The following is a 13,935-nucleotide window of genomic DNA, read 5'->3' on the forward strand; positions in this document are numbered from 1 at the left end:
GATGAGGGGCGTGAACCTCGCCCCCTTCAAACATGTCCTGGCGTTGCCGGGGGTTCGTCCCCTGATGCTGCTGATGTTGTTCGCGAGGATTCCCCCGACGGCGGCGGGCGTCACGGTGACCCTCCACGTCGTCACCACGCTCGACAAGGGCTACGCGGCGGCGGGCACCGTGGGGTTCGCGACGATGGTCGGCATCGGCCTCGGGTCGCCGTTGATGGGCAAGCTGATCGACAGCAAGGGGCTGCGGGTCACGCTGACGCTCAGCCTGCTCGAAGGCGTCTTCTGGGTGACGGCGCCGCTGATGAACTACTACGTGCTGCTCGTGCTCGCGTTCGCCAACGGGCTGGTGGCGGTGCCGATGATGTCGATCGGACGGCAGGCGCTCACGGCGCTCGTGCCGGCAGCACAACGGCGGCCCGCGTTCTCACTGGACTCGATCTCGGTCGAGCTGTCGTTCATGGTCGGGCCCGCGGCGGGCGTGCTGATCGCGACGAAGTTCTCCACCGGTGCGGCGCTCGTCTCGATCGGTGTGGCGATCCTGGCGGCCTGCGCGCTGCTGTTCGCCGTCAACCCGCCGCTGGTGCACGAGGACGAGGTCGTCGAAGGGCCGCAGCCGCAGCTGGGGGAGTGGTTGCGCGGGCCGATGATCGCGGCGTTGATCGTCCCGTTCGGAGCGACGATGGCGTTGTCCGGCATGGAGATCGCCTCGATCGCGTCGCTGGAGCACGCGGGCAGGCAGAGCTGGCTCGGGCTGATCTTCGTGGTGATGTGCGCGGCCTCGGCGTTGGGCGGTCTCGTCTACGGCAGCCTGAAACGGGTGCCGAGCGGGATCGTGCTGCTGGCGTGCATGGCGCTGCTCGAGTTGCCCGCCGGTCTCGGCGACGGCGACGTGGCGTTGCTGGCGCTCGCGCTCGTCCCGATGAACCTCGTGTGCGCGCCGACGATCGCCGCCTCGACCGAGCAGATCAGCAAGCTCGCGCCCGCGTCGGCACGCGGGCTCGCGCTCGGGCTGCAGGGCTCGGCGTTCACGTTCGGCGTCGCGGCAGGTCAGCCGCTCGCGGGGGTCGCGGTGGACCACAGCGGACCCCCGCTCGGCTTCGTCGTCGCCGGTCTCGCCGGACTCGTGATCGCCGGGCTGGGTTGGGTGCTGTCCCGCCAGCGTCAGGCGGTCTCGGCCACGTCCTGAGCGGAGTTCGCCAGGGCGAGGCCGGTCCGCAGCGCGCCGACGGCCTCGGACACGGCCTCGCGGAAGATCCCGCCGACGCCCAGTACGTTCGCGAAGCCGTGGAACAGTCCTTCGTGCCTGCGCAGCACGACCGGCACGCCCTCCGCGGCCAGGCGTTCCGCGAAGGCCTCGCCCTCGTCGCGCAACGGGTCGTAGCCCGCGGTCGCGATGTAGGTGGGCGGCAGGTTCGAGAGGTCCTCGGCTAGCATGATCGACAGCCGCGGGTCGTGGCGGTCCTTGCCGCCCGCGCTGTACTGGTCGAGGAACCAGTCCATCTTCTCGTCGGTCAGGAAGAACCCGTTGCCGAAGATCTCGCGTGACCGGCGGCGCACCGACGCGTCCACGCCGGGGTAGAAGAGGAGCAGGAACGCGAGGTCGATCTCGGCGTTGTGGGCGGTCACCGCGGCCAGGTTGCCGCCGGCGCTGTCACCGCCGAGCGCGATCCGTTTCTCGTCGATGCCCAGGTCCTCCGCCTTCGCGACGGCGTAGCGCAGCACCTCGGCCGCGTCCTGGACCGCCGCAGGGAACGGGTACTCGGGCGCGAGCCGGTAGTCGGCCGCGAGCACCCGCACACCGGCTTCCTTCGCGAGGAACCGGCACAGGTTGTCGTGGGTCTCCAGGCCCCCGGTGACCCAGCCACCACCGTGATAGAAGATCAACAGCGGTGACCCGGCGGCGAGACCGTCCGGTGTGTAGAGCCGTCCGGCGAACTCGCCGATCGTGAGGTCCCGCGCGCCGACTCCGGTGATCTTCGGGCCCGCGACGAGCTGCGAACTCAACTCCAGGTCGAGCCGGCTCTCGGATGCTGACTTCGTGCGCCAGTCGGTCCCGGACAGGTTGGCCAGCTTCAGCAGCAGCTGCGCCTCGGGGTGCAGGTCCTGGCCGTCCAGGCGGATCGGGGGACCGGCGATGAGTCGACGCACAGGGTTGGGAAGACCGAAGGCGAAGCGCAGGGCACCGGCCAGCACGGCCGCCTGGAAGTTCGACATGTGTTGCACGTTACTAGCGAGTAGTGCTGGATCTCCAGGTAACTGGAGGTGGAAGGATCGAAGCCATGACGGTGACGGTGGTGGGCATCGGGGGCTCGATCAGGTCCGACTCGCAGTCCGAGCGGGCGCTGCGGGTGGCTCTGGAGGGTGCGCGTGAGCTCGGTGCGCGGACGATCCAGTACAGCGGCCCCGAGCTGGTGCTCCCGTTCTACGACCCGTCCGTGCCGGAACGGACCGACATCGCCGTGAAGATGGTCGAGGACCTGCGCAGGGCCGACGGCGTGATCCTCGTGTCGCCCGGCTATCACGGCACCGTGTCCGGCCTGGTCAAGAACACCCTCGACTACATCGAGGACCTGCGTGACGACGAGCGCCCGTACCTCGACGGCCGCGCCGTCGGCTGCATCACGGCCGCATACGGCTGGCAGGCCGCGGTGAACACGCTCGCGGCCGTCCGCTCGATCGTCCACGCGCTGCGCGGCTGGCCGACGCCGCTCGGTGCCGCGATCAACTCCGCGCAGGTCAAGTTCGACGGCGACGGCGCCTGCTCGGATGCCGACGTCGACAGGAACCTGCGGGTGATCGGCCGCCAGGTCGTCGAGTTCGCGCTGCGCCATGCGTCTCATCTCGACGTGAACTGACTCACGATCGGGCAGATAAGTCGCGTGCGACCCGTTGGTACCAGTGGGTAACAAAACCACTGACTCGAGGGAGAGCGGAATGGAAGCGCTGTACACGGCCGAGGCGACTGCTTACGGCGAGGGCCGCAACGGCGAGGTTCGCTCGTCCGACGGCGTGATCGACGAGGTCCTGTCGATCCCGAAGGAGATGGGCGGCCCCGGTGGTGACGCGACCAACCCGGAGCAGCTGTTCGCGGCCGGCTACGCGGCCTGCTTCAACTCCGCTCTCGCGGCCGTCGCACGCGCGTCCAAGATTCAGCTCGCTTCTTCTGAGGTAACCGCCAAGGTGGGGATCGGCCCGAACGGGACCGGCGGCTTCCAGCTGGCCGTCGAGCTCGCCGTGACCATCCCCGGATTCGACCAGGCGGTCGCGGAGAAGCTCGTCGAGCAGGCCCACCAGGTCTGCCCGTACTCCAACGCGACGCGCGGCAACATCGAGGTGGCGCTCACCGTCACCGTCTGAGGAGGCGCGTAGAACCATGGCCAAGAACCCGATCACCAGCCCGCTGGCCGACGGCGACCGCGACGCGGTCGGTGCCGTGCTGCAGGCGACACTCGTCGACCTCGTCGACCTGTCCCTGATCGGGAAGCAGGCGCACTGGAACGTGATCGGCAAGAACTTCCGCAGCGTCCACCTTCAGCTCGACGAACTGGTCACGATGGCGCGCAACGCAGCCGACCAGGTCGCCGAACGCGCAGCCGCTCTCGGCGTCACGCCGAACGGCACGGCGAAGACCATCGCCGAGTCGTCCGGCGTGCCCGAGATCGAAACCGGCTGGCTGAAGGAGGAACAGGTCGTCACGGCGATCACGTCCTCGCTGGCTTCGCTGATCTCGCGGATGCGTTCCCGCATCGACGAGACCGACAAGCCGGACCTCGTCACCCAGGACCTGCTGATCGGCATCACCCAGGAACTGGAGCAGGCGCACTGGATGTGGCAGGCCCAAGCCGCCTGACGCCTGCCTGCTTGCTTGCCGCACGCGGGGAGCCTGCGTACTCCAGGAGAGTACGAAAGCTCCCCGCGTACTTCTGCGCGGCGGGTTTACGGGGTGACGAGCTGGATCTCCCGGTGCAGCTGCCCGTCGACGTCGGGGTACAGGCTGACCTCTCCGTCGCTCCAGCGGACGACGATGTCGTTGCCGCGTCCGGCGGTGACGGTGGCGTGGGTCCACAGTTCGTTGGGTGCCTGGACCCGGTGTTCCTGGCCGAGGCCCGCGGTGGCGACGTCGCCGTAGATGGTGAACTCGCCGTCGCTCCAGCGGACGAGCAGGTCCGGCGTGCCGGAGCCGGTCCAGTTGCCGCCGGAGATGGTCTGCGCGTGGGTCCAGGTGCTGTTGGGTGCCACGAGCTTGCGTTCCGAGCCGAGCTTGTTGGCGGCGATGCCCTGGTAGAGCGTGGTTTCGCCGTCGTTCCACACGACGACGAGGTCGCCGCCCAGCCCGGCGATGTAGGACGCGTGATCCTTCCACAGGGCGTTGGGCGCGGCGAGCTGGACCTCGTTGTGGAAGCCGTTCTTGTCGACGGACTCATAGTAGGTGACCTCGCCGTCGTCCCAGCTGACGACGAGTCCGTTGTTGACGGACGCGATGCCCTTGGCGTGCGTCCAGATGCTCCTCGGTGCCGCGAGCCGGGTCTCACCGGCGAACGGCTTCTGCGGGTCGCTCGTGGAACCGCCCTGGTAGAGGGTGACCTCGCCGTCGCTCCACCGGACGATCATGTCCAGCTGCGCGCTGCCCGTGTACCGGCCTGAGGTGATGAGCTGGGCGTGCTTCCAGGTCGAACCGCTGCCGAGCGGGTAACCCAGGTTGCCGTTGCTCGGAGGTACCGGCGAGCCGACGGCCTTGTCGTACAACGCCTTGACGCGGTTGTCGAAGCGGACGCTGTAGTTGCGAGGGTCGGTGGCCGGCAGGTTCTGGCCCTTGCCGCCGATGACGCCGATCAGCTCCTTGGTGCCGCGCAGGACCCACGGGCCGCCGCTGAACCCGCCGGGGATGCCCAGGCACTGCAGCGTTTCCCAGTACTGGCCGTCGCGGGACGCGGTGCTGTCGCACAGGTAGGGCTTGTCCTTGGCCGACGGGTAGCCGTAGACGGTCATGTCGGCCGGCAGGGTGGCGTCGACGTGGAGCTTGAGCGATGACCCGGTGACCTCGGCGACGTTCTTGCCGTTGCGCGGCTGCAACACCACGAAGGCGTAGTCGTACGGCGAACCGGCACCGTTGATGTCGTGGTTGTCCTTGTAGCCCTCGTCGACGTAGATCGCCGCGGACTGCCACGTGCCGTACGGCGCCTGGCCGTCGTGATAGCCGGGACTGAAGAACACGTTGCGCTTGCCGTAGACGCAATGCGCGGCGGTGGCGATCACGTTGCCGTGCGGACTGTTGACGATGCTGCCGGAGCAGTGGTGGTCCTTCGGGTCGCTGCTGCCGGACAGCGAACCGATCTCAGGCCTCGGCGTGGTGACCTGGCTTTGCGGCGTGGCCGCTTCCGCGGCGTGCGCCGGCAGCAGAAATGCCACCAGCGCGACCGCCGCTCCCCAGTGAGCTTTCCTCATGGTGGCGACCCTACGGACGCGCTGGTGACGTTTCCCTGACTTCTGAGGGACTACCGGGCGAGGTGACGCCTGGCGAAGTCCACCTCGGCCGCCGTCTGCCGCATCGTCTCGGCGACGACCAACGAACCGTGCCCCGCGTCGTAGCGGTACATCTCGTAGGTGTGGCCACGAGCAGCGAGCGCGTCGAGGTAGTTGTCGATCTGCCGGATCGGGCAGCGGGGGTCGTTCTCACCGGCGAGGATCAGCACCGGCGCGGTGACCTTGTCGACGTACGTGAGCGGCGAGCATTCCCGGTACAGCTCGGGCAGCTCCTCCGGTGAACCGCCGAACAACGCGCGGTCGAACGCCCGCAGCGGTTCCATCTCGTCCTCGTACGCGGCGAAGTAGTCCGCCACCGGGACGCCCGCGATGCCGACGGCCCAGCGTTCCGGCTGGACGCCGATACCGAGAAGCGTCAGGTAGCCGCCCCACGAGGCGCCGCTCAGCACCGAGCGCGCGGGGTCGGTGAGGCCGGACTCGACCGCCCAGTCGTGCACGGCGGCGATGTCCTCCAGCTCGGTGAGGCCAGGCCTGCCCTCGATGGCGTCACGCCACTTCGAGCCGTAGCCGCTGGAGCCGCGGTAGTTCACGTGCACGGTGGCGAACCCGGCGTCGAGCCACACCGCGCGGTAGGCCGAGAAGCGGTCCTCGTCCGCCGAGTGCGGGCCGCCGTGGATCAGGAAGACCGTCGGGAACGGGCCCTCTCCCGCCGGTTTCGAGACCAGCGCGTGGACCTCGCCGACGAAGACGTCCTCGAGCTTCTCCGACGTCGCCGGCCTGGCGCCCTGCGGCTCGACCAGCACGCGCTCGGTGCCATCCGGGGCGAGCGCGCGGATCACCGTGGACTTCTCGGCGGACGACCACGAGTACTCGACGGTGCCGTCGGGGCGCACGCCCGCCGATCCGATCACGCCGGGTGCGGTGTCCAGAGTGGACAGTTCGCCGGTCGTGAGGTCGTAGCGGTGCACGGTGTTGCGGGCGTGGTGGGTGTGGACGATCAGCAGCGCGGACGCGTCCGGGTACCAGTCGGCGGCGACCTCGCCCGGCAGGTCGAGGACGATCTCCTGCTCGGTGTCGGCGGCGACGTCCCAGATCAGCAGCTCCTCGCGGCCGCGGCGCTCGTGCAGCACCAGCAGCCGCTGGTCGCCGCGGACCGGGCTGAACGACACGGCGTCCAGGCCGAGCCCCTTGCCGTCCCACTTCTCGGCCACCGTCTCGCCGGTCGAGGCGTTGAGCGCGCGCAGAGCCATGTGCCGGTTGTCGCCGTGCTCGGAGTGCGCGATCACGACCAGCGACTCGTCCTTCGACATCGCGGTCACGCCGGCGTCGTTGACGTGCTGGTAGATCACCTCGGTGGTGCCGTTGCGGGACAACCAGACGGTGGTGCCGTCGTCGGTCGACGCGGCGACCGCGACGACGTTCCTGCCGATCTCCAGACCGGCGGGGTAGCCCGCGTGGACGCCCGCGACCGCTGGTTCGGCCTTGCTGCCGTCGGCGACGAACGGCTCGCGCACCCAGACGCCGAACTCGTCGCCGTCGTGGTCGTCGAACCACCAGAGCTCGGTGCCGTCCGGGTTCAGCGTGCCGTGCGACGTGCCGTTCGGGCGGTCGGTGACCTTGCGGTGCTCGTCCTTCGCCCGGTCCCAGGCGTAGATCTCCCACACGCCGCTCGCGTTGGAGACGTACAGCGTGCGGTCCGGTGCGTCGTCGGCCCAGCTCGGCAGGCTCATCCGGGGAGCGGTGAACCGCTCGCGCCACCGGGTCTCGGCGGCCGGATCGTCGAAAAGCTGGTCCGGAACGTTGGGAGCAGGGTGCGTTGTCACGTCTCAACACTAGAGTCAGCGGCAGTGCTAGGGGGACTTGAGATGACAACACCACCTCAGTGGGGAGGGCCGCCACCTGCGCGGCCGCCGTACCAGCCGCCCTTCCCGCCGCAGAACCATCCTCCGCAGGGCTATCCGCAGCAGCCACCACCACCACCGCCGCAGTATCAGCAGCCGTACCCGCAGCAGCAGCCCTGGCCAGGCCAGCTGCCGCCGAAGCCGGCGCCGCTCGTGCTCCTCGCGGTCCTGAACTGGATCCTCGCCGCGGGCATGCTGGTGATCGCCGCGTTCGTGATCATGAGCTTCCTGGTGTCCGGTGGCACGGTGGTCATCGGCATCCTGCTGGCGGCGGTGATCGCCGGCTTCGGCGTGCTCAACGCCCTGGGCGCCATGTCGATCAACCATCCGCACTTCCCGAACACGATCGCCTCGCAGATGTCGGGCTTCTTCACCGGGTTCGTGCTGATGGTGGCGCTGTTCCGCTCGGTGCGGAGAGGCGTGGCCGAGCTCGTGCCGTCGATGGGTTCGGCGGTGCTGCTGGCGGTCTGCGTCCTCAGCCTGGTCCTGGCCACGCGACCAGTGGTCAAGCAGTGGATCGCGGCGAAGCACCAGCTGTCCCTGACGCAGGGCCACGTGCCGAGGACGCCCTCGACCCGGTGAACGCGGTCGCGGACGCCGCACCCGGCTTCCGCTGGCGGCTGCAGAGCGAGGCGGGCGACGCGACGGCGATCCGCGTCTTCGGCGACGCCCACCGCGGGCTCCTGCGTGGCAGACGTCAGTGGTTCCACCGTGCCCGGCCGAGGCGATGACGGCGCTGTGGTGGGTGCCGGCCGGCCACCGGCCTTCCGTGGCGGAGGCCGAGGAACGACTGGTGCATCTGCGCGCGCACGGTCCGTCATCTCATGTGTTCACGCTGAAGGAGACCTACTCGGCGGTCAATTGATCGATTTCCGCAGGGGCCGGAATATCTAGGCCAGCGGCCTCGTGCGAGTTAACGTTGGTGCATGTCCGAAACAATGGATCGCCTGGCCGAGGCTGGCACGTTGGAGGAAGTCCAACGGATCGTGCGCACCACGGCCCGTTCCTCGCTGGCAGCGCACGGCGCGACGTTGGTGCTGCTCGACGGCGATCTCTGCTACTACGCGGACGAGGACTCGATGAGTCCGCTGTGGAAGGGCCAGCGCTTCCCGGCCGCGAACTGCATCAGCGGCTGGGCGATGTTGAACCGCCAAACCGTGGCGATCAGGGACATCCGCTTCGATTCGAGGATTCCTCAAGAAGCCTATCGGCCGACGTTCGTCCGCAGTTTGCTGATGGCACCCATTCTGCGCCCAGAACCAATCGGCGCCATCGGTTGTTACTGGGCCATTCCGCACGCCGCGACTCCCGCGGAGATCGAGCTGCTGGAATCTCTGGCCCTGGTCGCGGGGGAAGCTCTGGAACGCTTCCCGGAAGGTCTGCCCGCGAGGGGCTTCTTCAACTGACGACGTGGAAGTGCCGCAGTGTGAGCGGCTGCTGCAGGTACTCGTCCTCGTCCGGGAACGTCACCGGATCGGTGCGCCAGTTCTCGCCGGCGTAACCCTCGAGCGACTGCTCGTCCCGCCACCGGCTCACGTACTGCACCCGCCGCGGGTCCTGCACGTCGACGACCACTTCGTGCCCGAGCAGGCCGTCGTACTTCTCGGGGAAGGTCCTGACGAGGTCCAGCACCCGCTCGACGAACTCCTGCTCCCGCCCCGGCTTCACGAGCGCTTCGGACACACGAGTCAGCATGCGTCCGATGGTAGGTCTCAGCCGAGCTCTTCCTCGAAGATCTGGTCGACCTGCCGCGAAGCCCGCGACAAAACCTTGACCGAGGCCACGATCACGAGGAAGCCGGCGGCCACCGCGGCCGTCACCCAGCCCGACGTGAGCATGTAGACGATCGCCAGCGACTGCAGGACCACGATGACCCTTGCTGTGTGCACGATCCACGACTTGTGCGCAGGTTTGGCGGCGACGGATTCCATCACTGCATCTCCCGACTATTTCAATGAGTGCCGAACCACTGCCTACGTCGTTTGGATCTAGACAGCCGTTACGGGCCGTGAGTTGAATCTTCAACCCTCACCCGTATGGCTTAACGCCACAGACGAGTTCCGTATAGTTTGGTTCAGAACGGTGGCACTGCGTCATGGATCCACCGTGACCGCTGCGGCCCGCTCGTGTCGAGCCCCACCACACGATCGAGTGGCTTATCCGAACGATCGGTGACCTTTTCCGAGCCGGGCGGGACTTTCGGCATCGGCGACCAGCAACACCGGCCGGTGCGCGGACCTCGTCACCCCACGGCTGACCGACCCCCGCATCATCCGAGCCAGCGACCGGTGCCGGTGCGTGCCCACCACGATCATCAGCGCCTGCTGCTCGTCAGCCACGGAGGCCAGCAACCGCACCGGATTGCCGCTCCACGCGTGATAGGTCCAGGCACCCGGATGGTCGGCGAGCGCCTCCGCGACCTTCACGTGCAGGTGCTCAAGTGCCGCGCGCGCATGACCCTCCCAGACCTCGGCATCCGAATCCGGATCGACGGGGTAGTCGCGCAGGTCGACGCCGTGCACCACGTGCAGGTCCGCGTGCAGACGGCGAGCGAGATCAGCCGCGGTGCGCAGCGCGGCGAGGCTGGCGGCCTGATCGTCGAACCCGACCACCAGCACGGCGGCCCCGGCCGGCGCACCACTCTGACCGGTGGACAACGTCACTCTTCGTTCTTGGGACTCTGTCACGCCCACCACACCGCCTTCCGCCGGTGCACGTGCTGTCGACCTACCAGACTGGCACGAACGGGAGTGGGACGGCCAGATGAGCGTGTGGCGACCGATCACCGGAGAAAACAAAAATCGGGCCGATTCCACTGCACCATGGAATCGGCCCGATTTTTAATCGGGGTGACAGGATTTGAACCTGCGACCTCTTCGTCCGAACTAAGTCCGGCGGCCTCGCTGATCTGCCGTGCCGCGCATACCTGCTGGTCAAGACATTGGTTGCCGTTGGTTTGAGTGGGTACCGAGAGCCCCCTTGTCGGAGGTTCTTCTCCCCGATTCTCCCAGGATCGCACACATCGTGGATCAGTCGGCCGCCAGGACTATGGGAACCGGTACAAGTTGGAGCTGCTCGGCACCCCCATCGACTGACACCTTGCATGTGGTCCATCCAGCAGGCCAGTCCATGTCGGTAAATTGGTTTTGATCACTGTCGCGCACCGATGCTCCCGACATGATCGGCGGGACCGCAAACTGCGCGTCGCTGAACCGGGCGGTCCCGGTGAAGGTCGTGTCGCGGAACGAGGCGTCCCCGGTGAAGGTCGTGTCGCGGAACGAGGCGTCCCCGGTGAAGGTCATGTCGCTGAACCAGACGTCCCCGGTGAAGGTGGCGCCGTTGAACAAGGCGTCCCTGGTGAAGGTGGCGCCGTTGCACCAGGCGGTCGTGGTGAAGGTGGCGTCGAAGAACAAGGCGTCCCCGGTGAAGGTGGCATCGCTGAACAAGGCGTCCGCGATGAAGGTGGCGCCGAGGAACCAGGCGTCCCTGGTGAAAGAGGCGCCGTTGAACCAGGCGCTCCTGGTGAAGGCGGCGTCGCTGAACGAGACGTCCCCGGTGAACGTGGCGTCGCTGAACGAGGCGTCCCCGGTGAAGGTCGTGTCGCGGAACAAGGCGTCCCCGGTGAAGGTCGTGTCGCGGAACGAGGCGTCCCCGGTGAAGGTCGCGCCGTTGAACCGGGTCGTGCGGGCCCTGCAGCCGACGAGATCGAAGTCGATGAGGTAGGCGCCGGTGAGGTCGAGGTCGATGTCGGCCCAAAAAGAGCGGACGGGACGTCGAGGGGTGTCACCCGGATGTAGGTGGCGGGCCAGGATGCGTTGGGCGGTAAGACGGACTTCGCGTTCCTGACGCCGGTCATCGTCCCGGATGACGGCCACAGATGGCGTAGCTGCCGCACGACGGGCGGCCGCCGCAGCGGCAGCGACACGACGGGCTGGTGTGGCTCGCAGCGACCCACCGATCGCGCCTGGTTTGCGGATGCCCGTTTTTTCCGAGGGCGGCGTGTAAGGAGCGCGCAGATAAGCGCAGATCACGTTGACGACGGTCTGCCGGTGATCGGGGTTGTCCTGAGCGACTCGCTCCAGTGCATACATCGCGCCATGTCGCACGGCCGCCTTGTCAGACCCCAACTGTTCCACCGCTTTGACGTACAACTCAGTGAGGCGGCGTTCGGCGGCGTCGTGCTCGGTGGCCCACTGCCGCCGCCATGCAAGCACCAGGGTCATTACCGCACCGGTTCCTGCTCCGACCGCCAACGCTGTGCGGATCAGGTCCAGCCGCTCTGTTGATGAGGCGGTGTTCAACACCAGTACGAACACCAACACTGCCAGCGTGGTCATGACAATCACCGGCGCGACGATCAACAGCAGCGCCCGCCAAGACGTTCCTGGCAACTCTCGTCGGTTCCGCCGCTGTGAGACCGGGCGACGTAGCCGCTCCTGGAAGCGTCGCAGACTGGACTGAGCAGGTTCAGAGACGGTCACCCTTGTACGGTCGCTAAAGGTCATCGCTCCGCTACAACTACAAGGTCGCCGCTGATGCACGCGTACCGAGTTGTCGGCGAGATCAGTTCCGCGGCTACCCTGGTGACAAGGCGTTTCCGGCGGTCGACACCAGCTACGGGGGTGCTGCTGTGACGAACCACGTGATGGACGGAGCGGGCCACCAACTGCGGCTGATCCGCAATGCCCGCAGAAAGTCGCTGACGGTCATCGCTCAACGCGCCGGCATCTCGGCCTCCTACCTTTCGCGGTTGGAGAACGGGGAACGGGCGCTCGACCGCCGCTCGCTCGTCGTGGCGCTCGCGAACGCGTTGGAGGTGGCTCCGAGCGAGATCACAGGCGCCGCGCTGGCAGCGCCAGGCAGCTCGGACGAGGATCGATCGCTGAACGGCGTCCGGCTCGCACTGCTCGCGGTAAGCATGGGCGAGCCCGCAGGCGAGGTCGTGCCGATCGACGGTCTCCGAGTTCGCGTGACCGAGCTGCTGGACGATCAGAAGGATTGCAAGGCCGTCGAGGTCGGGCAGGCATTGCCCGGCTTGATCCGTGACCTGCACACCACGCTGGGCGCCGGTCATGATGTCGCGACGTTGCTCAAGCTCCTTGCCTTGACGCACGTGCAAGGGACGCAAGCATGGTTGATGGATGTCGGAGCCAACCTCGATCTTGCCTGGCAGGCGGCGGCACTGGCCAAGGGTGCTGCTGAACAGGTGGACGATCGGCTGACCCTCGCCGTGAGCGCTTTCGGCACTGCTTTCGGGCTGATAGGCGCCGGTGCGTTCGACCTCGCTTCGCGGGCCGTGTCGACGGCCGATCCGGGCACGGCAACGCCCGAGTCGATGCACGCAGCAGGGATGCTCTCGCTCACCTCTTCGCTTGTTGCTGCGGCTCGTGGGAACGAATCCGAGCGATCGGCCGCGCTTGATCACGCCGCTGATCTCGCAGCTCACACAGGTGAAGGCAACGCGTTGTGGTTCGGGTTCGGCCCGAGCAACGTCGGCGTATGGCAGATGTCTGTGGCACTTGAAGCCGGTGAATACGCGGAGGCTGCGCGGATTGCCACGACAGTCCATCCTGATGCGCTGCCCTCACCAACGCGGCGATCGGCGTACTTCCGGGAGTACGGCCGCGCGCTGGCGCACTTGCCGCGACGAACCAACGATGCAGTGATGATGTTGCGGCGAGCCGAAGAGATCTCACCGACGCGGATTCACCGCCACCCGTTCATGCGGTCGGTCCTGGCTGAGCTTCTGACCAAAACGAAGCGGGACAGCGTCGGCCGAGAGCTTCGAGGCATGGCCTACCGCGCTGGCCTGCACGTGTAACCCGTTCGGGGGGCTTTGCCACACAGGCAAAAGATCGCGAGCCACCGTTCCTACGGTCCGAGCATGCGGTTGATCACAAGTACGGATGGCATAGCGGTGGGTGGGTCATGAACCCGCTCACCGACGCCCAGGCTGTGAAGCTCTTTCCCAGCCTCCAACACCTGATCCTCATCCGCGAGGCGGGTTGGAAGTTCCTTCCGGTCAAGAACCCGGGCGATCCCGATGCCGAACTCGACGGCGCGAGGATTTGGCCGGCGGGATGGCGCGACTGCATCCGTGTCCGCGATGAGACCGACGCACTCGGCCTACGCATCCGCGTCCCCGCCGACAAGCACACAGCGCCCTCGATCGTGTGGGAGCGAGGCGGCACCCTTGCTGAGGTCGTCCACGAGCTACTGACGCTTCCCTCGCCGGGCGCACCGCTCGCGCCAACGCTGGTCATCGGCGCGGTACCAAAGCTGTGGACGCCATAGCTCAGCGCCAGTTCGGGGCAGGAGTCTTCCGTCCGCTCATGCATGTCATCGCCCCGGACGCGCCACGGATTCTCTTCAACGGGATACCACTGTGGTTCGCCGCGTGCGGCGCGGTTTGCGTGCCTGTTCCTCGATCTCCCGCAGACCGTCAGCGGTGCCCGAAATGCACGGGACGCGATTGACAAGAGGTAAAGCCGAGGTGCCGAAGGATTTCCGGCCGACGACGCTCGAACGCGACATTGGGCGGCAGTTGGCC

At 67.5% G+C, this 13,935-nt stretch carries 17 protein-coding genes; 10 read left to right on the forward strand and 7 right to left on the reverse strand.

Going from position 1 to position 13,935, the window contains the following annotated elements:
• Positions 1-10: 10 nt before the first annotated feature.
• The gene (locus JOD27_RS08145) at positions 11-1,186 is read left to right on the forward strand and encodes an MFS transporter (protein ID WP_204761502.1); all 1,176 of its coding nucleotides are present in this window, start codon (positions 11-13) and stop codon (positions 1,184-1,186) included.
• On the opposite strand, the gene JOD27_RS08150 is transcribed toward JOD27_RS08145, so the two are convergent.
• Entirely contained in the window at positions 1,162-2,214 is a 1,053-nt protein-coding gene (locus JOD27_RS08150; RefSeq protein WP_204761503.1) for an alpha/beta hydrolase, read from the reverse strand. The two genes, JOD27_RS08145 and JOD27_RS08150, sit on opposite strands and share 25 nt — an antisense overlap.
• A gap of 65 nt (positions 2,215-2,279) precedes the next feature.
• Here JOD27_RS08150 and JOD27_RS08155 point away from each other — a divergent pair, with 65 nt between their 5' ends.
• The 3 genes from JOD27_RS08155 (at position 2,280) to JOD27_RS08165 (ending at position 3,850) form a co-directional block, all read left to right on the forward strand.
• Positions 2,280-2,855, forward strand: coding sequence for an NADPH-dependent FMN reductase (locus JOD27_RS08155; RefSeq protein WP_204761504.1), 576 nt, complete (start codon positions 2,280-2,282; stop codon positions 2,853-2,855).
• A 79-nt stretch (positions 2,856-2,934) separates the two neighbouring features.
• A complete protein-coding gene (locus tag JOD27_RS08160) occupies positions 2,935-3,357 on the forward strand; it encodes an organic hydroperoxide resistance protein (RefSeq protein ID WP_204761505.1) in 423 nt (140 codons plus the stop codon).
• Between the two features lie 16 nt (positions 3,358-3,373).
• Positions 3,374-3,850, forward strand: a complete 477-nt coding sequence (locus JOD27_RS08165) for a Dps family protein (protein WP_204761506.1) — start codon at positions 3,374-3,376, stop codon at positions 3,848-3,850.
• An 86-nt stretch (positions 3,851-3,936) separates the two neighbouring features.
• Here the strand turns inward: JOD27_RS08165 and JOD27_RS08170 are convergent, their stop codons facing one another.
• Positions 3,937-5,445, reverse strand: a complete 1,509-nt coding sequence (locus tag JOD27_RS08170) for a trypsin-like serine peptidase (RefSeq protein ID WP_204761507.1) — start codon at positions 5,443-5,445, stop codon at positions 3,937-3,939.
• A 50-nt stretch (positions 5,446-5,495) separates the two neighbouring features.
• Complete coding sequence (locus tag JOD27_RS08175; RefSeq protein WP_204761508.1) at positions 5,496-7,307, reverse strand: prolyl oligopeptidase family serine peptidase; 1,812 nt, start codon at positions 7,305-7,307, stop codon at positions 5,496-5,498.
• Positions 7,308-7,349: 42 nt separating this feature from the next.
• Here JOD27_RS08175 and JOD27_RS08180 point away from each other — a divergent pair, with 42 nt between their 5' ends.
• The 4 genes from JOD27_RS08180 (at position 7,350) to JOD27_RS08190 (ending at position 8,791) form a co-directional block, all read left to right on the forward strand.
• Positions 7,350-7,967, forward strand: coding sequence for a hypothetical protein (locus JOD27_RS08180; protein WP_204761509.1), 618 nt, complete (start codon positions 7,350-7,352; stop codon positions 7,965-7,967).
• The gene (locus JOD27_RS46485; protein WP_307829998.1) at positions 7,964-8,116 is read left to right on the forward strand and encodes a DUF3291 domain-containing protein; all 153 of its coding nucleotides are present in this window, start codon (positions 7,964-7,966) and stop codon (positions 8,114-8,116) included. Before JOD27_RS08180 ends, JOD27_RS46485 begins: the two co-directional genes overlap by 4 nt.
• Positions 8,113-8,250, forward strand: a complete 138-nt coding sequence (locus JOD27_RS46490; RefSeq protein ID WP_307829999.1) for a DUF3291 domain-containing protein — start codon at positions 8,113-8,115, stop codon at positions 8,248-8,250. The genes JOD27_RS46485 and JOD27_RS46490 overlap by 4 nt, the downstream gene beginning before the upstream one ends.
• A 73-nt stretch (positions 8,251-8,323) precedes the next feature.
• On the forward strand, positions 8,324-8,791 hold the full coding sequence (locus JOD27_RS08190; protein ID WP_204761510.1) for a GAF domain-containing protein: 468 nt from the start codon (positions 8,324-8,326) through the stop codon (positions 8,789-8,791).
• Here the strand turns inward: JOD27_RS08190 and JOD27_RS08195 are convergent.
• The 4 genes from JOD27_RS08195 to JOD27_RS08210 all read right to left on the reverse strand — a co-directional run bounded on the left by JOD27_RS08195 (position 8,784) and on the right by JOD27_RS08210 (position 11,722).
• Positions 8,784-9,080 carry an antibiotic biosynthesis monooxygenase family protein gene (locus tag JOD27_RS08195; protein WP_204761511.1) on the reverse strand — a complete coding sequence of 99 codons (297 nt, stop codon included), beginning with the start codon at positions 9,078-9,080 and terminating at the stop codon, positions 8,784-8,786. The genes JOD27_RS08190 and JOD27_RS08195 overlap by 8 nt on opposite strands.
• Positions 9,081-9,097: 17 nt before the next feature.
• Positions 9,098-9,316, reverse strand: coding sequence for a hypothetical protein (locus JOD27_RS08200; protein WP_204761512.1), 219 nt, complete (start codon positions 9,314-9,316; stop codon positions 9,098-9,100).
• Positions 9,317-9,541: 225 nt separating this feature from the next.
• The gene (locus JOD27_RS08205) at positions 9,542-10,048 is read right to left on the reverse strand and encodes a universal stress protein (protein WP_204761513.1); all 507 of its coding nucleotides are present in this window, start codon (positions 10,046-10,048) and stop codon (positions 9,542-9,544) included.
• A gap of 366 nt (positions 10,049-10,414) precedes the next feature.
• Positions 10,415-11,722 carry a pentapeptide repeat-containing protein gene (locus tag JOD27_RS08210; protein ID WP_204761514.1) on the reverse strand — a complete coding sequence of 436 codons (1,308 nt, stop codon included), beginning with the start codon at positions 11,720-11,722 and terminating at the stop codon, positions 10,415-10,417.
• A gap of 293 nt (positions 11,723-12,015) precedes the next feature.
• Between JOD27_RS08210 and JOD27_RS08215 the strand changes: the two genes are divergently transcribed.
• Complete coding sequence (locus JOD27_RS08215) at positions 12,016-13,206, forward strand: helix-turn-helix domain-containing protein (protein WP_307830003.1); 1,191 nt, start codon at positions 12,016-12,018, stop codon at positions 13,204-13,206.
• 107 nt (positions 13,207-13,313) lie between these two features.
• Positions 13,314-13,679, forward strand: coding sequence for a hypothetical protein (locus tag JOD27_RS08220; protein ID WP_204761515.1), 366 nt, complete (start codon positions 13,314-13,316; stop codon positions 13,677-13,679).
• Positions 13,680-13,935 lie beyond the last annotated feature (256 nt).

The sequence above is a fragment of the Lentzea nigeriaca genome, from assembly GCF_016907955.1.
GTDB classification, from domain to species: Bacteria; Actinomycetota; Actinomycetes; order Mycobacteriales; family Pseudonocardiaceae; genus Lentzea; species Lentzea nigeriaca.